The organism is Microthrixaceae bacterium (assembly GCA_016702505.1).
Taxonomy (GTDB): Bacteria; Actinomycetota; Acidimicrobiia; order Acidimicrobiales; family Iamiaceae; genus Aquihabitans.
This window is the reverse complement of sequence record JADJDU010000010.1, coordinates 157,222-182,068: the sequence shown is the minus strand read 5'-3', so window position 1 is coordinate 182,068 and position 24,847 is coordinate 157,222. Positions and strand designations below refer to the sequence as shown.

22 protein-coding genes and 2 pseudogenes are annotated in these 24,847 nt (G+C 67.4%); 6 read left to right on the top strand and 18 right to left on the bottom strand.

The features are described 5' to 3' along the window. Nucleotides 1-4: 4 nt before the first annotated feature. From IPG97_11895 to IPG97_11855, 9 genes are read right to left on the bottom strand one after another with little or no spacing between them, the layout of a single operon-like run. Nucleotides 5-733 (bottom strand): RDD family protein, encoded by a 729-nt coding sequence (locus IPG97_11895; GenBank protein MBK6857217.1) that lies wholly within the window; start codon nt 731-733, stop codon nt 5-7. Between the two features lie 9 nt (nt 734-742). Further along, nucleotides 743-1,723 carry a stage II sporulation protein M gene (locus IPG97_11890; GenBank protein MBK6857216.1) on the bottom strand — a complete coding sequence of 327 codons (981 nt, stop codon included), beginning with the start codon at nt 1,721-1,723 and terminating at the stop codon, nt 743-745. A 7-nt stretch (nt 1,724-1,730) separates the two neighbouring features. Continuing rightward, on the bottom strand, nt 1,731-2,975 hold the full coding sequence (locus IPG97_11885; protein MBK6857215.1) for a DUF58 domain-containing protein: 1,245 nt from the start codon (nt 2,973-2,975) through the stop codon (nt 1,731-1,733). An 18-nt stretch (nt 2,976-2,993) separates the two neighbouring features. Continuing rightward, entirely contained in the window at nt 2,994-4,079 is a 1,086-nt protein-coding gene (locus IPG97_11880) for a MoxR family ATPase (protein MBK6857214.1), read from the bottom strand. A gap of 23 nt (nt 4,080-4,102) precedes the next feature. Beyond that, a complete protein-coding gene (locus tag IPG97_11875) occupies nt 4,103-4,369 on the bottom strand; it encodes a hypothetical protein (protein MBK6857213.1) in 267 nt (88 codons plus the stop codon). Then, entirely contained in the window at nt 4,369-5,334 is a 966-nt protein-coding gene (locus IPG97_11870; GenBank protein MBK6857212.1) for a DUF4350 domain-containing protein, read from the bottom strand. The genes IPG97_11875 and IPG97_11870 overlap by 1 nt, the downstream gene beginning before the upstream one ends. Then, the gene (locus IPG97_11865; protein ID MBK6857211.1) at nt 5,331-5,939 is read right to left on the bottom strand and encodes a DUF4129 domain-containing protein; all 609 of its coding nucleotides are present in this window, start codon (nt 5,937-5,939) and stop codon (nt 5,331-5,333) included. Before IPG97_11865 ends, IPG97_11870 begins: the two co-directional genes overlap by 4 nt. After that, nucleotides 5,939-7,090 carry a hypothetical protein gene (locus tag IPG97_11860; GenBank protein ID MBK6857210.1) on the bottom strand — a complete coding sequence of 384 codons (1,152 nt, stop codon included), beginning with the start codon at nt 7,088-7,090 and terminating at the stop codon, nt 5,939-5,941. The genes IPG97_11865 and IPG97_11860 overlap by 1 nt, the downstream gene beginning before the upstream one ends. 9 nt (nt 7,091-7,099) lie before the next feature. Continuing rightward, a complete protein-coding gene (locus tag IPG97_11855; GenBank protein ID MBK6857209.1) occupies nt 7,100-8,128 on the bottom strand; it encodes a flippase-like domain-containing protein in 1,029 nt (342 codons plus the stop codon). A gap of 80 nt (nt 8,129-8,208) precedes the next feature. Here IPG97_11855 and IPG97_11850 point away from each other — a divergent pair. Further along, a pseudogene (locus IPG97_11850) lies at nt 8,209-9,236 on the top strand (glycosyltransferase family 2 protein). A 77-nt stretch (nt 9,237-9,313) separates the two neighbouring features. Beyond that, complete coding sequence (locus tag IPG97_11845) at nt 9,314-9,841, top strand: class I SAM-dependent methyltransferase (protein MBK6857208.1); 528 nt, start codon at nt 9,314-9,316, stop codon at nt 9,839-9,841. 7 nt (nt 9,842-9,848) lie between these two features. Here the strand turns inward: IPG97_11845 and moeB are convergent, their stop codons facing one another. Beyond that, on the bottom strand, nt 9,849-11,027 hold the full coding sequence (gene moeB, locus IPG97_11840; protein ID MBK6857207.1) for a molybdopterin-synthase adenylyltransferase MoeB: 1,179 nt from the start codon (nt 11,025-11,027) through the stop codon (nt 9,849-9,851). A 205-nt stretch (nt 11,028-11,232) separates the two neighbouring features. On the opposite strand from moeB, the gene IPG97_11835 reads away from it, so the two are divergent. Continuing rightward, entirely contained in the window at nt 11,233-11,916 is a 684-nt protein-coding gene (locus tag IPG97_11835) for a hypothetical protein (protein ID MBK6857206.1), read from the top strand. 11 nt (nt 11,917-11,927) lie between these two features. On the opposite strand, the gene IPG97_11830 is transcribed toward IPG97_11835, so the two are convergent. Together IPG97_11830 and IPG97_11825 are read right to left on the bottom strand one after the other, a co-directional pair. After that, the gene (locus IPG97_11830; protein ID MBK6857205.1) at nt 11,928-13,409 is read right to left on the bottom strand and encodes a leucyl aminopeptidase; all 1,482 of its coding nucleotides are present in this window, start codon (nt 13,407-13,409) and stop codon (nt 11,928-11,930) included. 41 nt (nt 13,410-13,450) lie between these two features. Next, nucleotides 13,451-13,987 (bottom strand): cob(I)yrinic acid a,c-diamide adenosyltransferase, encoded by a 537-nt coding sequence (locus IPG97_11825; GenBank protein ID MBK6857204.1) that lies wholly within the window; start codon nt 13,985-13,987, stop codon nt 13,451-13,453. A 34-nt stretch (nt 13,988-14,021) separates the two neighbouring features. Here IPG97_11825 and metH point away from each other — a divergent pair, with 34 nt between their 5' ends. Continuing rightward, the gene (gene metH / locus IPG97_11820; GenBank protein MBK6857203.1) at nt 14,022-17,567 is read left to right on the top strand and encodes a methionine synthase; all 3,546 of its coding nucleotides are present in this window, start codon (nt 14,022-14,024) and stop codon (nt 17,565-17,567) included. 15 nt (nt 17,568-17,582) lie between these two features. On the opposite strand, the gene IPG97_11815 is transcribed toward metH, so the two are convergent. From IPG97_11815 to IPG97_11800, 4 genes and pseudogenes are all read right to left on the bottom strand, one after another. Then, nucleotides 17,583-18,644, bottom strand: a complete 1,062-nt coding sequence (locus IPG97_11815) for a suppressor of fused domain protein (GenBank protein MBK6857202.1) — start codon at nt 18,642-18,644, stop codon at nt 17,583-17,585. 60 nt (nt 18,645-18,704) lie between these two features. Continuing rightward, nucleotides 18,705-19,607 carry a non-homologous end-joining DNA ligase gene (ligD, locus tag IPG97_11810; protein ID MBK6857201.1) on the bottom strand — a complete coding sequence of 301 codons (903 nt, stop codon included), beginning with the start codon at nt 19,605-19,607 and terminating at the stop codon, nt 18,705-18,707. A gap of 14 nt (nt 19,608-19,621) precedes the next feature. Next, complete coding sequence (locus IPG97_11805; GenBank protein ID MBK6857200.1) at nt 19,622-20,584, bottom strand: Ku protein; 963 nt, start codon at nt 20,582-20,584, stop codon at nt 19,622-19,624. 45 nt (nt 20,585-20,629) lie between these two features. Next, a pseudogene (locus tag IPG97_11800) lies at nt 20,630-21,480 on the bottom strand (hypothetical protein). A 136-nt stretch (nt 21,481-21,616) separates the two neighbouring features. Here IPG97_11800 and IPG97_11795 point away from each other — a divergent pair. After that, nucleotides 21,617-22,087: a UDP-N-acetylglucosamine--LPS N-acetylglucosamine transferase gene (locus IPG97_11795; protein ID MBK6857199.1), complete on the top strand. Its 471-nt coding sequence runs from the start codon at nt 21,617-21,619 to the stop codon at nt 22,085-22,087. After that, the gene (locus IPG97_11790; protein MBK6857198.1) at nt 22,084-22,590 is read left to right on the top strand and encodes a glycosyl transferase family 28; all 507 of its coding nucleotides are present in this window, start codon (nt 22,084-22,086) and stop codon (nt 22,588-22,590) included. The genes IPG97_11795 and IPG97_11790 overlap by 4 nt, the downstream gene beginning before the upstream one ends. A 71-nt stretch (nt 22,591-22,661) precedes the next feature. Here IPG97_11790 and IPG97_11785 read toward each other — a convergent pair whose 3' ends face one another. Together IPG97_11785 and IPG97_11780 are read right to left on the bottom strand one after the other, a co-directional pair. After that, entirely contained in the window at nt 22,662-22,961 is a 300-nt protein-coding gene (locus IPG97_11785; protein ID MBK6857197.1) for an LPXTG cell wall anchor domain-containing protein, read from the bottom strand. Nucleotides 22,962-23,043: 82 nt separating this feature from the next. Then, the gene (locus tag IPG97_11780; GenBank protein MBK6857196.1) at nt 23,044-24,819 is read right to left on the bottom strand and encodes a DUF4012 domain-containing protein; all 1,776 of its coding nucleotides are present in this window, start codon (nt 24,817-24,819) and stop codon (nt 23,044-23,046) included. Nucleotides 24,820-24,847: the final 28 nt, after the last annotated feature.

Genomic DNA, 24,847 nt, shown 5'->3' with positions numbered 1-24,847 from the left:
CAGCTCAGCCTGTACGGGCTGCGGCTACTCGCTCCAAGAACACCTCAGGCCCACCGTCGAGCGGTACCCCTGCCACCTTGGGGAGCAACTGGAAGGCCAGTGTCTGAGCCAGGTTGGCCCGATGACCGGGATCCAGTTCGCTGCGCCGAAGCAGGAACGACCGAACTGCGGCCACCTCCTCGGCTGTGACCGATGAGACGTCCCAACCCACCACGCCCGGCGACAACACCGGCGCCATAGCCGATCCGGTGACCGAGACGAGGTTGCCGGCTCCAGCCCGCGGCCGGTTCACCACCAAGGTCCCGGCCGCCATGTCTCCGACCCGCTGGTTCAGCGGCGACACGAAGATGGCCACCGCTCCCACCAGGTACGTGCCAGGGAGGATGTCGACCACCCGCACCAGGTTTCGCACCGTGGCCGTCAGAAATGTGACCGGTGTTCCGTCACGGCGGACCACGGTCATGCCGAAGACCCGCTTGCCGACCGTCTGACCCCCGGCGAAGGCCTCGGCCACCACCGGGTAGCCCAGCATCACCATGAATCCGCCGACCGACACCAACACCACCCCGGCGTCACCGAACAGTCCACCCACGAAGGTGAGCACGGTGAGCGCCAACACCTGGAGGATCAGGTCGACCATGGCTGCTGCCACCCTCGAACCCAGGCCGGCCAGCACCATCTCGTGATCGAGGCCTTCGGCTCCGGCCACGCTGACGCGGTCATCCAACTCCACGCCGAGAAGCTACCCGGCGTCGGGCTGTACCCGACCCCGCCAGAGCACCAGCACCCAGAACACCACGGCCAGGCCCACCCCGAACACCACCGCGGGAACCAGGTCCAGACCTCGGGGCGTGATGAAACCCTCCACGAACCCGGTGGGTACCAGCAGCGCCGCCGCACCCAGAGCCATCTCGACCCCGGCCCGGCCCTCCACGGCCAGCGCCTCCACCCGGGTGCGGTGACCGGGATGGACCAGCGCCCACCCGGCACGAAGGCCAGCGGCTCCGGCCACGACGATGAGAGACATCTCCAGCACGCCATGAGGGACCACCAGACGCCAGAACGCCTCACCGTTGCCTCCGGCCACCGCCAACCCCGCGATCAGCCCCACCAGGAGTCCGTTGAACAACAGGCTGACGACGGTCATCGCCCCGCCGGTGAGGCCGCCGGCGAAGGCCACCAGCGCCACCCGTGCGTTGTTGGTGAAGATGGCCGCAGAGAAGCCAGCGTTGGTGCCGGTCTCGGTGATCGTCTCGGTGTCTGGATCTCGGAACTCGCCTTCGCCGACGCCCGCCGACAGGTCAGATACCTGGGCCACCCGGGCCGCTACCCGAGGATTGGCGTGCGACCAAAAGCCCATGGCCCCCATCGGAACGAACAACAGGAGTGCCGAGACCACTAGGTAGACCGGCCGTTCCGCCACCCTCCGCCAGAAGCCGGTGGTGACGAAACGTGCCACCGACTCTCGTTCGGTCACGCTGCCGTAGACCAGGGGGCGGGCATCTCCGACCAACACCTCGAGTCGCCTGGTCACCGGGTCGGCCCGGTACTGCTGGCGGGCGTAGGCCAGGTCGGCGACGGCACCGCGATAGCTCGCTCCCAGCTCCGATATCTCGGCGGGGGCGAGCCGTTGCACCCGGCCCCGGGCTCGGGTCGTCAGGGCCTCGAGTCGGTCCCAGCGGTCACCGCGCTCGGCTACGAACTGCGAAAGAGGTTCACCCACGTCAGCCTCAGATCCTTGCCGTCGACTTCAGTCGCAGATAGGCCGACACGCAACGGGTGGCCAACAGGTCGGCGGGCGCTTCGGCCAGCACCGCCCCCGATGCCGCCAGCTTGGCCCGAACCTCGTCCTGCTCGAACATGATCTCGGCTGCAACTCCCGCCTCCAACAGGTCACGCCGGGTACCCGGTGAACGGGTCACCGTCGCCTCCAGATCAGGATCGTTCACGCTGGCCACCAAGACGGCGTGGCGGCGTACGAGCACCGGCACCGCTGCCAACAGCGGACGGGCGGCGGCAGCATCGGCCAGATCGGTGAAGACGATCACAAGAGCCCGCTTGGCTTCACCCACCCGGGCGAAACCTGCTTGGTAATCACTGTCCACCACTCGGGGTTGAAGGTCATCGAGCAACCGGGTGAGCCCTTGCGCATTGGAACGTCTCGGACGCACCACTCGGTGCACCTCGCTGTCGAACACGACCGCCCCAACCCGGTCTCCGACGGCATCGGCCACCGCCGCCACCGCGGCCATGGCGTCGAGGGCCACATCCAGGCGAGTGCGGTCACCGACCGGAGACGACAGGAGGCGGCCCGTGTCCACCAGGCACCACAGGTCCCGTTCGGTGTCTTCGCGGTACTGGTTGACCATCGGCCGACCGGTACGTTCGCTGGCTCGCCAGTTGAGGTGGCGGATGTCGTCGTCGGGCGTGTACTCCCGGATGGTCTCGAAGTCGGTGCCCAGCCCCAAAGGACCACGGCGCATGCCCGGATCCCGGAAGGTGCCCTGACGTACCGCCGCCGCCATCCGACGGGCCCCGGGCAGGTCGGCATGACTGTGGATGACGGCGTCTCCGGCGGCGAAGTGGCGCCATCGCCCCAGACGCAGCGGGCCGGTGCTGCGGGTCACGACCGGACCGATCGAATGCTCCCCCCGGGCGGTGACCACCATCTCTCCCCGGATCGCCCCCAGCGCTTCGGCCGGGGTCACCCGAACATCGGCGGTCTGAGGTTGGCGGACATCCACCCGTACCGCCGGCCGGGACTCGACCTCGACCAGGAACGGAACAGCCACCCCCCTGACCACCTCCGAAGCAAGGCTGCGCTCGACGGCGGGAGGCTTACGAACCCACCAGCTGTCGACCACCAGACCGACCAGCACCAGGGCGAATGCCGCCCCCGCCACCGGCACCGGCACCACCAGCGCGGCCATGGCCACCAACGCCAGAAGGGCCACGGTTCGACCGGTGGGGCTCATAGGCATGACGCCAGCCGATCAGCGCGGTACTGGGACGGCCGAGATTGCGTTGGCCACCGCCGCGTCGGCGGTCAGCCGGTCGAGTTCGGCCTCGGGGCGAAGCACCAGTCGATGACGCAACACTCCGGGCGCCACCCGGATCACATCGTCGGGGATCACATAGTGACGACCCCACAGTCGAGCCGACGCCTTGGCCGCCACCAGCAGGTGCACCGCGGCCCGAGGACTGGCGCCCACCGCCACACTGGGCAGGGCTCGGGTCTGGCGGATGAGGGCCGTCACGTAGCCGGCGACCTCGTCGGTGACGGCGGTGGAGTCCACCTCGGCCCGAGCCGCCATCACATCGCCGGCATCCACCACGCGTTGCACGTCCGCGGTCCCGGTCGGTACCAGACCCTTGCGGCCCAATCCGAGCAGAGCCTTCTCCTGGTCGGCGCTGGGATAGTCGACCAGGACCTTGACCAGGAACCGGTCGAGCTGAGCCTCGGGAAGCGGGTAGGTGCCTTCGTACTCCAGCGGGTTCTGGGTGGCGATCACCAGGAACGGCTGAGGTAGTGGGTGGGCGGTACCGTCGATCGACACCTGGCCTTCCTGCATTGCTTCCAGGAGTGCGGCCTGCGTCTTGGGCGGCGTGCGGTTGATCTCATCGGCCAACAGGACGTTGGTGAACACCGGGCCGGGTCGGAACACGAGCTCGCGGTCTCTAAGGGTGAGGTTCCCGGTGAGGTCCGACGGCAACAGGTCGGGAGTGAACTGAGCCCGCCGGAACTCGAGACCCAGGGCCCGAGAGAACGTGGATGCCAGCAACGTCTTAGCCGTACCCGGCACGCCTTCGAGCAGGACGTGTCCACCGACCGCCAACGCCACCAGGAGGGTGTCGAGCGCCTCGTCCTGACCGATCACCACCTTGGAGACCTCGGCGTGCAGGCGCGTCCTTAGGGTACGCAGCACCCCGTCGGCTGGTGGCACCGCTGCTGGGACCGGCGTCGGGATCGGGGCTGTCGGATCGGACAAGGCAACTGCTCCTAAGGGTCCTAGCGGGATAGGTCCAGCCTTCGTCGCTGCGAGGGTATTCAGACCGAGGCTTCGCCTCGGTTTGACCATGCCGTACTGATGGGTCGGCTCACCTATCGGCTCGCCTCCCAAGGCTGAGGACGCGTGACCGTACCGGCTTGACGGTCGCGGCGGGGATCGAGACCAGTTCGGGCGCGACGGTTCGCGACTGCCAGTTCACCCACCGCCAGAGCGGTATGCAGGTCGGCCGGCGCCTCTACGACGGTGGCGATGGTGGCCGGGTCGATCCCGGCTGCCTCGGCGCTGGCGGCGACCACCGTGTCCGACGCGTCGGGAGGGATTCCCAGCGCCTCGGTCAGGTGACGACGATTGGCCAACATCAGGGAGCCACCGTCTCGGCCGGGTGGGGTGCGACACGATCCAGGTCGGCGGCCACAGCCCGAACGTGGTCCAGACGGGGCGGACGCAGGGCTCGACGGTCTGGTTCGGGTGGGCCGAAGCGAACACCGGCCCACCACAGCCCGACGACGAAGGCGCCCGCCAACCCGGCGGCCACCCACCGCCAGTGGGCCGGAACTGCACCGGTTCCACTTGCGGCGAAACCATGTACCGACTCCACGAACACCAGCACCCCACCTGGTTCGCCGGCCAGCCCCAGGGCCAGAGCAGCGTTGTCGGCCTTCGCCAGGTTGCGGTTGTGGAGTGGATCGGCGTCGGCCAACGCCACCACCTCACCTCGGCCCAGCGGGATCGACACCAACACGGGTCGGCCGTCGTCGTCGGCCACGTGAACCCGGTGACCTTCCAGCCCCTGCCACCTGGTTCCGCCATCACCGGCCATCGACCGGGCCCGACCGGTGACGCTTCCCCCCACGTCTCCCTCTACCGCGTCCTCGACGCTCACAGCTAGGGGGTTCTGGGGGTCTACCTGCTCGACCGATAGCTCCGGCCCAGCCACCGCGGCCAGCAGCGGGGCCGTCGCCGGACCCGCCAACACCAACCGGCCACCTCGACCCGCGGCTTCGAGGATGGCCCGGGCCTGGGCTTCGTCCATCTCTCGGGGATCGGCCACCACCACCGTGGACCCGGCGGGCAGATCGTCCTGACCTACCGCCTCGGTTAGGCGCACCACGTCGTGGCCCGACTGTCGGGCTAGATCGGCGAAGGCTTCGAGACCGGATCCACCGGTGCTGAGCGACGACGAAACCGGTCCTCCCGGGTTGCCCCCTCCGATGGCGCTGCGCACGCCCATCAAGGCCACGTTCAGGGCGACCACTGCCCCGATGAACGAGATCACGACCCGTTGGGTCAGGGTCAGGGCGTTCCACCACTCGCGAGCGTTCACCGTGGGGTCCTGGTCCCGATCAGCTCCGCCCACCGGAGCTTGGCCCGTTCACCATCCTCGGAGGTGGCGGGGCGTCCCCCGTAGGTGATCTCCTCGAAGTCCACCGTGAGCTGGTCCATGACGGGGTGCCCGACCTGACCTGCGGCTCCCTCCGCGGTGGTGTCGGGTCTCAAAACCAGCCGATCGGCTCGCACCAAGCGGAGAAGCCCGGCCTGGTACCGGTAGCGGACGACCAACGCCCAGTCACCGTCGGACTCGGCTTTGGCGGCCAGGCGATCGAGCCCGTCTGGGTCCAGACCGATGTCGACCAGAGCGGAGCGGTCCCCGTCGATCACCGCCGAGCGGCTGCGACGCGACGCCAGCCACCACATCAGCGCCGCCGCCACGCCGATCACGAGGGCTAGGAGGATGTACTCACCGAAGGGGACGCTCAGCAACGGGCGCAAGACCGCTTCCATCACCTCGGCCACGGCGTCGGTGATGGGGCGCAGCCGGTCGGCGATCCACTCCAGCACACCTTTGAACGGGCGGGGTAGGCGCTGCTCCTGGTACTTGTCGCCGTCGAGGATGCTCTGGGCTCGGCGACGGGCCTCGTCGGGGTTCATCAGCCCTGGTCAGACGGAGACCAACGGGTCGGATCTCCGGGATCGCCAGAGTCGATTGGTGGGGCCCAGGTGGTGGGCGAAGGCGACGCGTGGGGCGCTGGAGCTGGAGGAGCTGGAGGAGGTGGAGGAGGGGGAGGCGGGGGCGGAGGTGGAGGTGGGGGCGGTGCACCGAGACCGGGTCCAGGCTGGCCGGGGTAGGGAGCGCTTCCACCCGCGTAGCCGGGGTTGTACTGACCGGGGTAGGCCGGGGGTGGAGCGGAGAATCCGCCGGGCACACCAGGACCTGCTGGTGCCCAACCGGGCGGCAGCGGGCGGGAGCCAGGCTGAGCCGGGAAGCCCGTCGTCGTCTCGGTGCCCAGACGTTGGGCCCACAGGTACAGGTCGAAGCCCTCTTTTCTAACCCGCAGATCGACGTACAGAGCCATGGTCAAGGCCGCGGTGAAGGGCGTGACGGCAACGGTGCTGACAATCGAGACGATGCCGTTGAGGATCGCAGTCACCACCACTCCGGCATCCATGAACATCACCACCGCCACCGGTGCCGCCAACATCCCCTGGAACACACTGGCCAGGATCGTGCCCAACAAGACCACACCCAGGGTCCGCCAGCACATCCCCTTGACGAGCTCACGAGATCGGCCCATGGACCGGGCTGCGGAGGTGCCCTCGAGCAGCAGCACCGGCATCGCTACCGCGAACACCGCCATCGGCCACAACACACCGATCCCGCAGGCGAAGAGCCCGGCCACGGTGGCCAAGGTGCTCAAGAAGGTGAGGCCCAGAACCGACCAGATCCGCGAGAACCCGAATCGCAGGCTCTCCTTCCAGTCGGGGTCATCGCCCACGTAGGCCCCGCTGATGGACCGGAAGCAGGCCGCGGTGGCGACGGTGGTGGCCACGATGATCGACAACGAGCTGACCAGAAGCCCCACGAGGTACAAGAGCATGTCTCCCGAGTCCGCTGAGATCTCACCGGTGACCGGGTCGATGGTGGGCTCAGACCCCGCCGAGGCCGACACCAAGACGCTGAAGATCACCACCGGCACCACGGGGACGGCCACGGCTGCCAGCAGGGTGCGGGCCCGGCTCCGGTAGATCTTGATGGAGGCGTCGAGCAACTCCCCCACGCCAAGGGGTCTCAGTCCGTACACGCCTGGACCCTACTCAGGACCCAGGCCCTGACCCGGGCGCTCCATCGATTCGACCGACTCCCCCATGGGCCCCACCTGTACGCCGCCCCGTCGACGGGTAGCGGCCGGGGCCCCGGCGACGGCGCCGAGGGCGTCGACGGCCACGAAGATCAAGCGGGCCACGATGGCGGTGGCGGCCGCCACACCGCCGTCCAAACCCGACGCGGCCAGCAGGACCGCCTCACGGATACCCGCCCCCGCCGGCACCGGCACGGCCAGGAACCCTGCCACCCAGCTCAGCACCGCCGCGAACGCCACCCGGACCAGGGGGGCGTCGGGGGTGAGGGCCCGGGCCACGGCCCAGGTGGACAACCCGATGCCGACCCAGGTCGGGATGTACATGGCGACCAAGCCCAGCGACTGACGCCACCGAGGTACGTCCAGGTGGACGACGCGCCCGGTGAAGCGTCGAACCACGGCCAACAACCACTCCAACACCCGGTGGTGGAGGCCGACCACCCCCACGGGGAGGGCGAGCAGGAACAGCATCCACGGAGTGAAACCGCCCTCGGCCAAGGCGAAAGGGACGAGGGCGGCCACCACGAACATTGCCGCCAGGTAGAGCATTCCCAGCGACAGGGCGACGCTGGTGTAGGCCCGGGTGCGGGGAACGCCACCACGGCGGGCCAGCTCTCCCCGCCCCACTACCGGCCACACCCCACCAGGCAGGTACTTGCCCAGTTCGCCCACGAAGTACCAGGACACCACTCGGGTGGCCTTCACCGCGACCCCCAACTGGTGCAACACCCGGCCCCACACCACACCGATGGAGGTCATGGCCAGGCCGGCCAGGACCACCGCCACCAGCAGCCACCCGGGCCGGGCTGCTCGGAGTTGGGCCTCGGCCTGCTCCCACTCCCGACTCAACGTCTTGAACACGAACGCCAGGGCGGCCAGGGCGAAGCCGGTTCCCACCACCGAACCGATGCGGGCACCCACACCCGAGGCGACGGGACCAGACGGGTCCAGCACCTCGCTCGGGTCGGAATCAGCGGCCATGGAGGAACCGATGGTACCGAAGGCTCTCTCGGACACCGCCGACTCCCGAACCGCGACCTCACGGCAGGTACCCTCGGGTCATGCCCCAGCCCTGGCCTGACACGGCCGATGCCCACACCGCGTCCGGCGTCGATGACGTGGACGTCAGCATCGTGTTGCCCGTCTACAACGAGAAGGGCCACCTGCGCGCCGAGATCGACCGGATACGGGCCGCCATGGACGCGTCGGAGTTCTCCTACGAGTTGGTGGTGGTGGACGACGGCTCCAACGACGGATCGGGTGAAGCTCTACGTGAGATAGAGGGGATCCGCCTCATCCAGTTCCTCACCAACCGCGGCTCGGGGTCGGCCCGCAAGTTCGGGACCAGGGCCGCCCGCGGCCGGTCGTGGTGTGGACCGACGTGGACATGTCGTACCCCAACGACCTGATCCCCGAACTGGTGCGGGAGATGGCCGGTTACGACCAGGTGGTCGGGGCCCGCACCACCGAGGAGGGCACCCACAAGGCGTTCCGGGTGCCGGCCAAGTGGTTCATCCGCAAGCTGGCGTCGTACCTGGTGCAAACCCCCATCCCCGACCTCAACTCGGGCATGAGGGCGTTCCGCCGAGATGTGGCGCTCCAGTACGTCAGCCAGCTTCCAGCCGGCTTCAGCTGTGTCACCACCATCACCATGACCTTCTTGGCCCATGGCTACACCGTCAAGTACTGGCCCATCACCTATTCGGAAAGAGCGGGGAAGTCCAAGTTCCACTGGTGGAACGACACCCGCCGCTACCTGCTTCAGGTCATCCGCATGACGCTGAGCTACGACCCATTCCGGGTGTTCCTGCCGTTGGGCTTTCTTTTGAGCGCGGTGGGAGTGGCCAAGCTCGGATACGACGTGATCCAGCACGACTTCAAGGTGGCGATCAACACGTTGTTGATCCTGCTGGCTGCGTTCCAGGTGTTCGTGGTCGGCATGCTCGCCGACCTCGTCGGTCGGGCCACCCGCGCCGTGAACGAAGTCCAGCCCGCCGCCGGCTACGAGCGCGACGCGTCGCCGACGTTTCCTCCGGGCCGTCGATCCACCTCGACACCCCGGGGCGGATCGACATCGGAGCCCGTGTGAGCCCCACAGCCGAGGTGGTGCCGACCGGCAACACCTACGACAAGTACAAGTCGAAGAACCCTGTCGAACAGCGGCTCATGGATGGGTTCTTCCGAGCCCTCGACGTCGCCCTACCGGCCACCTCCCCCAGCTACATCTTGGAGGTCGGCGTGGGCGAAGGTGAGGTGACGGGCCGAATCGCCTCCCGCTGGCCCGACGCCACAGTGGTGGGCCTGGACCTTCCGGACCCGGAGTTGGCCGCCCATTGGGACCACGCCCGGTTCTCTCCCCTGTTCGGCGACATCGGACGCCTTCCGTTCCGGGATGGTCAGTTCGACCTGGTCCTGGCCATCGAGGTCCTTGAACATGTCCCCTTCCCTGAGTTGGCGTTGGCCGAACTGGCCCGTGTCGCTCGTCGAGATGTGGTGGTGTCGGTACCCCGCGAACCCATCTGGCGGGTCGCCAACCTGGCCCGGGGCAAGTACATCGGCGATCTGGGCAACACGCCGGGCCACATCAACCACTGGGGCAGCGGCGCTTTCGCCGCCCTCGTGGGTCGACGGTTCCGGGTTCGCTCCGTCCAGAAACCGTTCCCCTGGACGGTAGTAGCCGCCGAGGTCCCCTGATCCTCGATCAGCTCGGCGGGGGCTGGAGGGGCAACGGCGCGCACATGCCGTCTAGCTCGGCCACCACGATGCGGTCCCGGTTGTCCCAGGTGATCTCGTTGCTGGGATCAACGCGCACCTTGTACTCCCGGAAGCTCTGCTCCAGGGAGTCATAGGCCAACAGCCTGCCCACGAGGGGGTCGCCGAGCCCGAGGATGAGCTTGATGGTCTCGATGGCCTGGATGGAGCCGACGATTCCGGGCAGCACGCCCAGCACCCCGGCCTCGGCGCAGCTCGGGGCCAGCTCGGCGGGCGGCGGCTCGGGGACCATGTCTCGGTAGGTGGGCCCGTTCTTGGGGTCGAAAACGGTGACCATGCCCTCGAAGCGGAAGATCGATCCGTGGACCACCGGAATGCCCAACTTCACCGAGGCGTCGTTGACCAGGAAACGGGTCGGGAAGTTGTCGGTGCCGTCCACCACGATGTCGTACTGAGCCAGGATGTCCATGACGTTGTCGGCGCCGAGGCGCACGTCATGGGTCACCACGTTCACGTCGGGGTTCAACAACGTGAGCGTCTTCTTGGCCGAGTCGACCTTGCGGTCTCCGATCCGGTCCATGTTGTGGAGGATCTGGCGCTGGAGGTTGGAGGCGTCGACCACGTCCATGTCGATTATGCCCAGGGTGCCGACGCCCGCGGCGGCCAGGTAGAGGGCAGCGGGAGACCCGAGCCCACCGGCACCGAGCAGGAGCACCTTGGCCTGGAGCAGTTCTTGCTGACCGGTTTCCCCCACCTCGGGCAGCAGGAGGTGGCGCTTGTAGCGGTTCCGTTGCTCGGCGTTGAGCGAGGCCGGGGTCAGCCAGTCTCGATCTTCGTCCTTCCAACGGTTGAAGCCGCCGACCACCGATACCACGTCGGTGTAGCCGAGGTCTTGGAGGGTCCGGGCCGCGAATGCCGAGCGGGTACCGCCAGCGCAGTACACCACTAGCGGCGTGGTCTTGTCTGGCACCTTCATCTCGATGGTGGTCTCGAGGGTGCCCCGCGGAATGTGGATGGCGCGGGGCAGGGCACCCTGCTCGTACTCGTCGGCTTCGCGCACGTCCAGCGTGACGGCGCGGGGTGCCAGCCGAAGGTCATCGGCCTCTGCCGTGGTGACCTCCCGGATCATTGACTTGGTCGACTCGAGGAGGTCTCGAAGGCTGGCCATGGTGGGTCCTCTGGGGAAGTGCGGCGATCGGTGCCGGGCCGACGGACCCGGGGTGTGCAAAAGGCTACCTGTGAGGTCAACAATCGATCCAGACCAGGGATTCCCGACAGTTGACAAATGGGTGGAAAGAACATGAAACTACATGAAACATCTTCCCCGTCTCCTCAGCCCACCGGCCCGTGCGCCGGCTCCCCCGGAGGACCTCGTGTCACTTCCCCCCGCCATCCACTCGCTACCCACCGATGCCATCCAGATCTCCACCTGGCTGGACCCGCTTCTCGACCAGCACGGCCACGACGCCCGGTCGACGTACGTGGAGCAGTTCTGGCTCCCCATCCTCGGCCCGACCACAACGCTGTTCCTGCGCCACGTGGCCCACCGACTCGAGCAGAACCCCGACGGCTTCGAGCTCCCCGTGGCCGCCACCGCCAGCGCCCTCGGCCTCGGCCTCGCCGGTGGCCGCAACACCCCCTTCCTGCGGGCCATCGCCCGAGCCGCCAAGTTCAAACTCGCCCGCCACGTCGGCCACGACACCCTCGCCGTGCACCCCCGCATCCCCCCTCTGACGCGGGTCCAGCTCGACCGCCTACCCAGCCACGTCCGCGACACCCACCAGCGCTGGCAAGAGGAGAGCCGACGACACCCCGACGTCGAACAACTCCGGCGGCGAGCCCGCCGGCTCGCGCTCAGCCTGATCGAGATAGGTGAGTCCGACGAGCAGGTGGAGCGCCAACTCCACCGCTGGCAGTTCCACCCGGCGCTGGCCCACGACGCACTCCGCTGGGCCCACGAACGTCGCCATCAGCCCGCGCCAGATACCTCTCCGATCGAGGCCGAGCCTCGACCTCGGTTGATCCGTTCCGCAGGCGCCCCGCCGCTACCGGCCTGAGCTGATCCGCGTCACGCCCGGGGCAACTTGGTCCAGTTGACCAGGAGGCGAGCCAGGGTGCGCACGCCGTAACCGGTGCCGCCCCGGGTGATGTCGTCGTAGTGAGACGTGCTCGAGGACGGCCCCGCTATATCGAGGTGCACCCACGGAATGCCACCCACGAACTCCCGTAGGAAGATCGCCGCCACCAAGGCACCGCCGTAGGCACCGGTACCGATGTTGCGCAGATCGGCCACCTCCGAATCCAGCGTCGGACGGAGATGGTCGGGCATCGGCAGACGCCAGACCGCCTCCCCGCTCGACTCGGCTGCGTCCACCACCCGTTGGGCAAGGTCGTCGTGGTTGCTCATCAAGCCGGCGGTCCGGTCACCGAGGGCGACCATGCAGGCTCCAGTCAGGGTGGCCACATCGATGATGGCGTCAGGCGAATCCTCCACCGCCAACGCCAACGCATCGGCCAGCACCAGCCTGCCCTCGGCGTCGGTGTTGAGCACCTCCACCGTCTTGCCGTTGCGGGTGCGGAGCACGTCGCCAACCCTGGTGGCGTCAGGACCGAGCATGTTGTCGGTGAGCGGGATATAGGCCGTGACCTTCATCTTCGGGGCCACCGACGACACCAGAGACATGGCCGCAACCACTGCTGCGGCCCCGGCCATGTCCGTCTTCATCCACTCCATGCCCGACGACGTCTTGATCGACAGGCCACCGGCATCGAAGGTAATGCCCTTGCCCACCAGGACCACATGACCGCGGGGTCGGTCGGGGTCGTGGGTGAGCTTCACCAGGCGCGGCTCTTGGGCCGAGCCTCGACTGACCCCCAACAACCCGCCCATCCGCTCACGGGCCAGGCCCTTGCGGTCCAGGACCTCGTAACCGAGACCGTGGTCGCGGGCCAGTTCCTGCGCCGCCTTGGCGAATGCCACCGGGGTGAGGTCACCGCCAGGGGTGTTCACCAGGTCGCGAGCGCGGGCCACGGCCTGAGCCGTGCGCTCCCCCGAGGCCACCGCGTCGGTGACCTTTCGGCCTCCCGCCCCCAAGATCGTCACCCGAGCCAGGCGAACGTCTGCGGGCCGGTCCTTGTAGCGGTCGAAGGTGTAGCTGGCCAAGGCCAACCCTTCAGACAGAGCCTCGGCCGCGCCCGGTCGGGCCCCGGGATCGACCGGACCGAGAACGTCGACCACCAGATGCCCGGTCGATCGCGCCGCTCGGGCCGCGGCCGCCCCAACTCGACGGAACGAGCACCGCGAGACATCGTCGCCCAGACCAACCAGCAGACGAGGACCAGCATCGGTGACGGCCAGCATCGCCTGGGCTTGGTTACCAGTGAAACCCGAGGCGGCCAGGAGCGCTGGATCCACACCCGGCGCGTCCTCGTCTACCTGCCCGCTCCTGACCCCGAGGGCGACCAAAGGTTCTCCCTCGGGGGCCGGCACCGTGCCGGGGTTGACGGCCGCCAGAGTTGCGGCATGGTCCAACGAGATGGTCAGGGGCACTGGTTCACGTCCTGGTCAGGTCCGGTCAGAGGGTTGTTCGTCTATGTACTGCGAGATGGCAGGGATTCGCCCTCGACCCAGCGGGCCATGGTCCACAGCAGGTCCGAGAGGCGGTTCAGGTAGGGGCCGACCTGAGATCCCTCGATCGTCGCCCCGACACAGCGCCGCTCGGCTCGACGCACCACAGTGCGGGCCACGTCCAACAGAGCGGCAAGGCGGGACTCACCGGGAACCACAAACTCGGTGGGTGCGTCGAAGCGATCGGTGATGTCGTCGATCAGTTCTTCGAGGTGAGCGACCATCTCGGCGGTGACCAGCGATATCCCCTCGGCCAGCTTGTGGCGGTTGGAGGGATCAGTGGCCAACTCGGCCATGAGCACCCAGAGGTCGCGCTCGAGCCCGACCAGCAATCCGTCCAACTCCCCGGCGGGTTCGCACTCCGATCTCGCCATACCCAGGCAGGCCTGGGCCTCGTCGACCGTGCCATAGGCCTCGGGCGCGGCCGAATCCTTGGCCACCCGCCCGCCGCCGTAGAGCCCGGTGGTGCCGTCGTCGCCCTTGCGTGTGTAGACCTTCATGCGGTGGGGAGCCTAACGGCGTCATCTGGAAGGGGTGTCTCGAGCCTCGGCCGGTAGGGTCTCCGCCGTGGCAAGCGAATTTCTCGACCTCATCGCGGAAAAAGTCGTGGTCTATGACGGGGCAACCGGCACCTGGCTCCAGACCCAGAACCTCACCGCCGACGACTACGGAGGCGAGGCACTCGAAGGGTGCACCGACCTGCTGGGCGTCACCCGACCCGACGTCATCCGGGCCCTCCACAGCGCCTATTTCGAGGTGGGCGCCGACGTGGTCGAGACCAACACCTTCGGCGCGTTCGGAGTTCCCTTGGGCGAGTACGACCTGGCCCACCGCTCCCACGAGATCGCCAAGGCCAATGCCGTGTTGGCCCGCGAGGTGGCCGATAGCTACTCCACCCCCGGCCATCGCCGATTCGTGGCCGGTTCCCTCGGACCGGGTACCAAAGCCCCCAGCCTCGACCAGATCGGGTTCGCGACCCTGAGGGATCACTACCAGGTGGCGGCCGAAGCCCTGCTCGAGGGCGGCGTCGACCTGTTCATCCTGGAGACCCACTTCGATCTGCTAGCCCTCAAGGCATCGGTCATCGCGGCCCGCCGAGCCATGGCCAAGGTCGGTCGTCAGGTACCGATCCAAGCCCAGGTCACCATGGAGTTGACCGGCCGGATGCTGGTCGGAACCGAGATCGCCGCCGCCCTGTCCGCCATCGATCCGCTTCAGGTGGACGTGATCGGGCTCAACTGTGCCACCGGTCCAGCCGAGATGGGAGAGCACGTACGCCACCTGTCCCACCACGCCCGAATGCCGATCTCGGTGTTGCCCAACGCCGGACTGCCCTCGGTGGTCGACGGAAAGATGCACTACGACCTCACCGCCGAGGAGTTGCGCGACCATCAGCGCCGCTTCGTCGAGGAACTCGGCGTGCAGATCATCGGTGGGTGCTGCGGCACCACCCCCGAATACATCAAGCTCCTGGCCGAGATGGCCCCCGGGCTCACCCCCGCACCCCGCAACCCGGTTCACGAGCCGTCGGTCACGTCCATCTACTCCCCAGTGGCCCTCCACCAGGACACGTCGTTCCTGATGATCGGCGAGCGCACCAACGCCAACGGCTCCAAGAAGTTCCGTGAGGCGATGCTCGACGGCGACTACGACACCTGCACTGCCATGGCCTCCCAACAGGTCAAGGAAGGGGCGCACGTCCTCGACGTCTGCGTCGACTACGTGGGCCGTGACGGCACCACCGACATGGACGAGGTGGCCAAGCGGTTCGCCACCCAGGCGAACGCGCCCCTAGTCCTCGACTCGACCGAGCCCGAGGTCATCGAGGCCGGGCTCCAGCGCGTAGGCGGCCGAGCCATCCTCAACTCGGCCAACCTCGAGGACGGCTTCGCCGAAGGATCGCGGCTCGATCGCGTCTTCAAGCTGGCCAAGGAGTACGGCGCCGCCGTCATCTGCCTGTGCATCGACGAGGAGGGCCAGGCCCGAGACGTCGAGTGGAAGGTCCGCGCCGCCAACCGCATAGCCGACCTGGCCGTCAACACCTACGGCCTAGAGACCAGCGACCTCATCTTCGACGCTCTCACCTTCCCGTTGTCGACCGGCGACGACGACCTCCGCGGCGACGCCATGGCCACCATCGAGGCCATCAAGCGCATCAAGACCGAGATCCCGGGCTGCTTCACGACGCTGGGCGTATCCAACGTCAGCTTCGGCCTTTCCCCAGCAGCCCGTCACGTCCTCAACAGCGTATTCATCCACGAATGCGTCGAGGCTGGCATGGACTCCGCCATCGTGCACGCCTCCAAGATCCTGCCGTTGAGCCGGATCCCCGAGGAACAGAAGGACGTAGCTCTCGACCTGATCTACGACCGCCGTGGCACCGCCGGAGCGCTGTCAGGAGGGGACCCCGGATATGACCCGCTGACCCGCCTGCTCGAGATCTTCGCCGACGTCAAGGTCCAAACGGTGGAGAAGGAGGACCGGTCCGGCTGGCCGGTAGGTGAGCGCTTGCACCACCGCATCATCGACGGCGATCGAGACGGTCTCATCGAGGACCTCGACCTGGCGATGGCCGAGGGCATCAGCCCCCTGGACATCATCAACGAGCACCTCCTCGGCGGCATGAAGGTGGTGGGCGAACTGTTCGGTGCTGGCGAGATGCAGCTCCCGTTCGTGTTGCAGTCCGCCGAGACCATGAAGACCTCGGTCGCCCATCTCGAACCCCACATGGAAAAGGTCGATGGTGACGCCGGCAAGGGGCGGATCGTCCTGGCCACCGTCAAGGGTGACGTCCACGACATCGGCAAGAACCTCGTCGACATCATCCTCACCAACAACGGCTATGAGGTCCACAACATCGGCATCAAGATCTCGATCGCCGAGATGATCGAGAAGGCCCTCGAGGTCGGGGCCGACGCCATCGGCATGAGCGGTCTTCTGGTCAAGAGCACCCTCATCATGCGAGACAACCTGGAAGAGCTCAACTCCCGCGAGCTCAGCCACATCCCGGTGCTGCTGGGCGGGGCCGCCCTCACCCGGACCTACGTGGAACGTGACCTACGAGAGGTCTACGACGGTCGCCTCTTCTACGGCAAGGATGCCTTCGAGGGACTTCGGGTCATGGACCGCCTCGGTTCGATCCGCCGCGACCCCACCTCCGACGACCCCGACTGGGGTCGGGTCCCATCTGAGTCCAAGGTTCCATCGCGCTTGCACGACGCGCCCACCGCCGAGGAGCTGGCCGCCCTCCCGGCCCGCTCCCCCGAGGTCGAACTGGACAACCCTGTGTTCGTACCTCCCTTCACCGGGAGCAGGATCGTAAAGGGGATCCCTCTGGACGAGATCGCCGCGTACCTGAACGAGACCACCCTGTTCCGCAACCAGTGGGGTTACCGCCCCGAGGATGGAGAGGACGACAACACCTTCAAGGACCGGCTCCGTCCACTGCTACGCGAGCAGTTGGCCCAGGCCCGCGCCGAGGACCTGCTCGTACCCCAGGTCGTGTACGGCTTCTGGCCTGCCAACGGCGACGGCACCGACGTGGTGGTGTGGGCCGACGAGTCACGGGATCGAGAACTGACCAGGTTCCCGTTCCCCCGCTCCACCCGAGAGCCGCACCTGTGCATCGCCGACTTCTTCCGGCCCATCGATTCCGATGAGGTCGATTACGTGGCCTTCCAGATCGTCACCATGGGTGAACGGGTGTCGGAGCGCACCAAGCAACTGTTCGATGCCAACCAGTACAACGACTACCTGATGCTCCACGGCATCGGGGTCGAGATGGCCGAGGCGCTTGCCGAGTACTGGCACCACCGGGTCCGCCAGGAGTGGGGTTTCGTAGACGAGGACGGGCCCAACCTGGCCGGGCTCTTCCGTCAGCAATACCGCGGCGGTCGCTACTCGTGGGGCTACCCGGCTTGTCCCGACCTCACCGACAACGAGAAGGTGGCCCACCTCCTGGAGGCCCACCGCATCGGAATCGAGGTCAACGAGGACACCGGCTTCCAATACCACCCCGAGCAGAGCACCAGCGCCATCATCTGCCACCACCCCAAGGCCAAGTACTTCGTGGCACGTTGAGTCCGGGGTGTCGGCCTACTGAACCCAGATCCGACCGGTGTCTTGCAGGTGACGAAGCGCATTGCGTGAATCCCGACCACGCGCGATCCCGAAGGTCTCCTCGTCGATCAGCATCACCCAGAGGTAGGTGACCGGGTCGCCTCGGCGGGCCAGGCCTCTGAGATCCGGCGGGGCCAGATCGGGTTGCTGAGGTGGTCTGGCGGTGAGGAGGAGCGCCACCTTGTCCATGCCAAAGGCCGGAAACGAGCCCGGCGCACCACCCACGGTGTGACCCTCTCCCAGCCAGGTGCAGCGGCCAAAAGGCACCTGGGCCAAGGCGTTGAGAAGTTCCATCCCATGCTGATCGGGCTCGGCCCTGGCGATGGCCAGTTCGATCCGGGCCGCCTTGTCGGGTTGGTCGACGTACTCCTCCACCCCAGCCATGCGTTGAGCGGACAGTCCGGTGGTGGCGGTGATCCAGATGTCGCGATCGCCGTAGCGGTGACGCGTGGCCACCATCTCGGGGAACAACGCATCACCCAGCGGCCACATGGCGTCCTGGGGTCCGATCTTGCCGTCCAAGTGGGCAAGGCCGGTGGACCGAACCTCCCCCCAGCCAGGCCCGGTGCGCCAGGTCCAGAAGTTGCGGGACTCACCAACCTTTTCGGTGAGCAGCGCCATGGCATCCTCACCAAGCTGCCATGCGATCGGGGTGTGACCCACGGCGTAGCGCGAGTAGCCGTAGAAGTCTTCGCGCCCAGCCCAGCCGGGAATCACAGCAACAATCCCATCGGGATCGACCAGGGCGACACCGTCACCCTCCTCGAACCAGATCAGCTCCAGGTCGCGCAGCGGCGGGCAACCCTCGGGGTGAGCGGTTCCGGACGCTCCCATCCGAGGAGGTCCGCCCTCATCCTGAACCGGGTTCTCGTCGCCGTTTGGGGCGACCGCGGTGTTGGCGACCCAAACCGCCGAGGTCGTCTCGTCTGACTCCCCCGTGACGTCCTCCAGATACAGGTAGATGTCGGTTGGGCTCCGCAACAACACTGCCCGTCGACTGCCGTAGGGGCTGGTGGACCGCATTAGTAGATCGGGCACGCCCCTACCATCGGCAGCGGAAGTCATCCTGTGAACGCGCTCGACTCGGTCCGAGACTCCTCAACGGGGAGACGGAAGCCGCTGTTGCGCGGTCAACACCCCTGCGAACAGGTCTCCCAGCTCACCGATCCGAGCCAGCACATCGGCAGCCTGAAAGCTCAGGGACGAACCTCCGGCCCCCCGTTCCACCTCGTCCCACCTCACCGGGGTGGACACCGTCGGGTGCGGTCGGGCTCGCAGTGAATAGGCGGCGACGGTGGTCTTGTGGCGGCTGTTCTGACTCCAGTCGATCAGGATGCGCCCCTTCCGAGCGGCGCGGGCCTGGTTGGTGACCACCAGAGACGGGTGTGCCCTCTCCAGGACCTGGGCCACGGCCAGCGAGAACGATCCGGCATGGTCATGGCTGTGGGGGGTGTTGAGCGGCAGGTAGACCTGCAAACCCTTGGACCCCGACGTCTTGGCGGCACACCCCAGATCGAGGCCAGCCAGGGTGTCACGGATCCACAGGCCCACCTCACAACACTCCACCATCGAAGTGCCGGGCCCCGGGTCGAGGTCGAACACCACCATGGTCGGGGCATCGATGTCATCGGCCCGAGCCATGGGGGCATGGATCTCGATGGAAGCCAGGTTGGCTGCCCACACCAGGGCCGCCGCGGTATCGAAGCGGCAGTACCCGATGGTGCCGTTGCGATCCCCGGGGCCCGGCACCGTCGACACCCAATCGGGGCGGTGGCCGGGGCAGCGCTTCTCGAAGAATCCCTCGCCTTCCACCCCGTCGGGAAAGCGCCGCAGGGTCACACCCCGATCAGCGATGTGGGGGAGCATCACCGGCGCGATTCGCAGGTAGTAGTCGATGACCTCAGCCTTGGTGAACCCCGATTCCGGGTACAAGACCTTGTCCAGGTTCGACACGGTCAGGCTCCTGCCCTCGATCTCGACCGGAACCCGGTTGGTGGCCATTGGGTCTCGACCGTTCAGGCCGACTTGCGGGCCCGTGGTGTCGCCTTCTTGGCTGCGACCTTGCGGGCCGGTGCCTTCTTCGTGGCCGCCTCAGGTCGGGCATCGGATCCGGATCCGTCACCGTCGCCCACATCATCAGCTTCGGCATCAGCATCGGCATTGGCCACCGCACCTACGCCCTGGTTGGCACGGGCGGCCTTGGCCGCAGCCACGCTGGCCTCCAGCGCCGCCATGATGTCGATGACCTTGTTCTCCTCCCTCGGCGTCGGCAACTCGACCAAGCCGCTCTCGCCAGCGGCCTTGCGCTCGATCAGGTCGAGGACCTTCTGTCGATAGCTGTCCTCGAACGCGGCGGAATCGAACTCGGCATCGAGGCTGGCGATCAGTTGGTTGGCCATGGCCACCTCTTTGTCGTTCACCTCGGTTCGGGCCACCACATCGAGCCCGGGAATGTCCTCCACCCCACGGATCTCATCGGCGTAGAGCATGGTGGACAAAACCAGCTTGTCGTGGTCGGGCCGGATGGTGGCCAGGTACTCCTTGCCTCTCATGACGAACCGGGCGATCCCGACCTTGTCGGCCTCAGTCAGCGCCCGAAGCAACAGGGCGTAGGGCTTCACGTTGGCCTCATCGGGGGCCAGGAAGTACGCCGAGTCGTACACGATCGGGTTGATCGACGCCTGGTCGACGAACTCCAGCAGCTCGATGGTGCGGCTGGCCTCGGGATCCAGGGCCGCCAGTTCGTAGTCGGTGATCACCACGTAGCGCCCCGATGACAACTCATAGCCCTTGGCGATGTCCTCCATAGGCACCTCGGAGCCGTCGGCCTCCGACACCCGCTTCTGACGGACGCGCGACCCAGTGCGGGTATCGATCTGGTTGAAGCGGACGGTCTTGCGGGATGTGGCCGGGAACAGCCGGACTGGGATGCTGACCAGTCCGAAGCTGATGGATCCGTGCCAGATGGCGCGAGGCATGGCTCAAGCATCGCAGCTACGGACGCCGTCCGCACCTGACCCACCTCAACCGAGAACGGCTCGGGCCACCAGGTCTTGGCCGAAGGCGGTCAGGATGGCCAGGTACAAGAGCCCCGTGGCCGCCATCACCGCCGAGTACTGCCGCTCCTTCAGGGCCATCCTCGTGACGACCACCAGGCCCAGAGTGGTCACCGCGCACGTGACCCACATCCAACCGAGGATGCCGCCGTAGCGGTCGTCGACGGTGCCGTCGAGCACCGAGATCATGCCCGGCGGTATGAGCATCACCGCTACGTGGGCCGGCCATATCCAGCCGGTGACGCGCACCAACTCGAGCAGTGGGCCCCGGGCCAACCGGGCTGCACCAGGTACCAGTGGCCGAGGAGCATCGCATCGGTGACCGCCCCGAGGAAGGCCGCTCCCACCAGCACCCGGGCCACCGACAGCCACGTCGGTGAACCGGCATCGACTCCGCCGGCTACCAAGCCGACGATTCCGACGAGGGGGGCTACCAGGTCCAGGATCGGTGGGAACTCGGGGGCTGAGGTATCGAACCTCTGCACGTCCCGGTCGATTCCGGTCATGGCCGCCACTCGAGCCGAACGCCGTTCCACCTCGCCTCGTTGGCCGGCCACCCCCGCGGCTCGACGCTGGATCGACACCACCAAGGCCGCGGCCGTCGCCACCACGACGGCCAGCGCCGCCACATCTCGCACCGGCACCGGCCCCACCACCCGCGCTACGGCAACGGAACCCGCGGCCATGAGGCCGTACACGGAGCGCATCATCCAGCCGTACCCGAGGCCTACCTCTCGACGACGGGTGGTAACCCAGGTGAAGAACAGCCCGCCGACAGCCCATTGCAACATGAAGGTGGCGGCATCGAGGCGGATCATGGTGTAACGAGGGTACGGATCTCCACCCTCGACCCGGAAACCAGCGACCTACCGCTTCGCCTGGATCCACCGAAGGGCAGAGCCTTCCGGTGGAGTCCGGTCGCCGTCGCGACCAGGACCGCTACCGTCGGTCGGAGTGGATACCTCAGCCCATCGGGCCCACATCTTGTTCGTCTGCTCCTCGGGCGGTCATCTGACGCATCTGCTGCGGCTCAGACCATGGTGGGAGGACCTCGACCGCACCTGGGTCACCTTCGACAAACCCGATGCCCAATCCCTGCTGGGAGACGAAGACGTCCGTTGGGCGTTCCACCCGACCACCCGCAACCTCAAGAACCTCGTGCGCAACCTCGGTCTCGCCATCGGCTTGGTACCGCGACTGCGACCTGACCTGGTGGTATCCAGCGGTGCCGGCGTGGCCTTTCCCTTCTTCGTGTTGGCCCGACTGCTGCGCATCCCAACGGTGTACGTGGAGGTGTTCGACCGGATCGACAGCCCTACGCTCACCGGCCGGTTGTGCCGACCGTTCACCAGCCGATTCCTGGTTCAGTGGCCCGAGCAGCAGGATCTGTACCGGGATTCCATCCTGATCGGTCCGTTGCTGTGACCACCGTGGTCGTGAGCGTGGGCACCGATCACCACCGCTTCGATCGCCTGGTTCAGTGGGTCGACCGTTGGGCGGCCAACCACCGCGACATAGATGTGCTCATACAGCGGGGCACCTCGGCTCGGCCCGATACGGCCAGGTCGGTGGACATGATGGGTTACGACGACCTGATGGCCGCCATGCGCGCCGCCACCGTGGTGGTCGTACAGGGAGGGCCGGCCGGGATCGTCGATGCTCGTTCCTGTGGCCACCGGCCGATCGTGGTTCCCCGGCGACCCGATCTGGGTGAACACGTCGATGGACATCAGGTCACGTTCGCCCGCTGGATGGCTGCCCGAGACCAGATATTCCTAGCCGAGGACGAAGACACCTTGACCCGGCTGTTGGACGAGGCCATGGAAGACCCCGAACCGTTCCGGGTGACCGACCACGGGGGGACTCCCCCCGCCATCGCCGCCTTTGCCGCCGCCGTCGACCCCCTCCTGGCCCGGCGTCGTCGGTGACAGCCGAGACGCGATCGAGGCCGACCCTCGGGCCGGCCTCGATCGGGGGGACAACTCTGGTTCGTTGGTCCTCAGACTGCCGAACGCCTCCGCAGTGCCATGAAGCCGGCGCCGCCCGCTATCAGGGCCCCACCGACCAGTACCATCTGGACGACATCTGCACCCGTGACCGGCATGGGCGTCTGGGTCGGGGCCGAGGGCGCCGCAGGGGTGGAGCGCACCGGCTGGATGGGCGGCGCGGTAACCGTGACCTCTGGGGCTGGCGCGGTGTAGTCGGGGTTCTCCTGGGCCGAGGCGGCCCCACCTCCCACCAGTACCACCACTGCGAGGAGTAGTGCTATCGCTGCCTGGGTGATCCGGGTGCTTGCCATGTCCACAAGCCTAAGCCCGAGCCCCCCAAAGGTCAACACTCTGAGTGGTCAGTGATTTGGGTTGACTACATTCCGTAACAATTCACTCGCCACGCTCGGTGCCGACGCCATCGCCGAGGGGACGGGTCAGATCGATGCTGCGCCGCCGGTCGACGGACGGCTCCCGGCCGCCGAGGGACAGATTCGTCCGAGGTATGCGGGCAGATGGCTCCAGGGTCACCGCATCAACCCCTCGGGGCAATCGAGCCTTCACCACGACGGTGGCCGACTCACCCGACGCCAGCACCACCTCGCCACCTACCACCACGGTGGGGCCGTCCATCCCCGAGAGCGTGGGCCGGACTCCCTCGATCGAGACGTCGGTGCTGCCGACCGGAACGTTGACCACCGCGATTCCCCGGTACTGCCCGGCGACCATGCCCTCGATGTTCGGGCCGACCACATAGGCGGGTCCATCGGTCGGAGCACCGTTGACTATCCGGTAGGTCATGGTGATCATCTGACGCCCATCTGAGGCCCGCTCGGATTCGATCTCCAGGGTCGTTTCCACCTGCGAGTCGAGCTTGTTTGCTCCCCGGTTCACCAACCCGACCGACACGGTTCGGTCGGTGAGGTGACCGTCGGCCCCGACCCCGGCCCAAGCCTCACGGTGTTCGGACGCCTTGGACCAGACCATCAGGTGACGGCCCTGCACCGCATTGGTCATTGCGGTAGCCATGTCGTCAAGCTCCCAGCCCCCGGCTTCGATCCGTTCGAACACCGCACGAGCCACCGTCCCGAGCGCGTCGCGTCGTTGGTCACGCTCGTCCCGGCCGGAACCGAAGCGCCCGTACTGCTCGCGAAGCAGCTCTCCTCGTACGGTGTCCACCGAGTAGGTGACGCCCTCCACCTCTACCGGCCCGACCACGCCGAGCATGGCACGGATGGCATCTACGTCCACCACGATCACGCCCGCGACCGGCTCGCCTCCGGGCACCTTCTCCCACATGGATACCGCGGGTTCAGCGCTCTGGGGGAAATCAGCGGTGAGGCCGAGGTTGCGGAAGTCGCGCCCCGGATCCAACCACGGCCAGTTGGCCCGAAGATCATCGCTGACCGGGACCGATCCCGACGCCAGAACCAGTTCCTGGGTCGGGCGCACGTCTCCGAGCTGGAGCGACCCGTCGTGGAAACGGATCACGGCCGCCGAGAGGAACATGCCCGATCCCGCGCGCATCTCACCATTGTTGGCCCCTAGCAGGAGGTAGGGCTCGGGGCCAGTGAGGATCTGTCGCAGGGCGCGGGTGGCGTCCTCGGCCCGGTCCAACGTGGCGACCGTGTCATCGCGCTCATCGGTCAGCTCGGTCACGGCCTCGGCCAGGGGATCGATGAGCGCGTTCGGTGAACCAGGGTCGACTGCAGCCATCGACTGACGGGTATCGACCATCAGCTCCGCGAGTTCGTCGAGGGCTGCCAGTCGTTCGGTCCCCATCCCCACCGGCTGCCGCGTCAGCTCTGCAAGGCGGGCGATTCCGTCCTGGGCGACGGCGGTGGCCTGGTCGGTTCCGTCGACGACCCGCTCGGCAGAACGGAGGTGACGTCCCACCACCGGGACGATGCGGACCGGTAGCAGAACCGGGTTCCCGAGCCTTCCGGCGGCATCGTCGAAGTGGGACCGGGCCCGTGCGAGTCTCTCGTCGGTGGCAGGGTCGAGCAGAGACGCCGGCGTAGCCCCTCGTCGGGCGGCATCGAGCTCGTCTCGCCCGGCCTCCAACGCCTGCCCGGCGCCACGGATCATCCAGGCACAGGCACCGATCCAAGCAACCAGCCCCAGGCCCACGGCGAGCAGCGCTTTGCGGTGCCGAACAAGGAACGCCATGTGCCGATCGTAGATCTTCGGCCCGAAT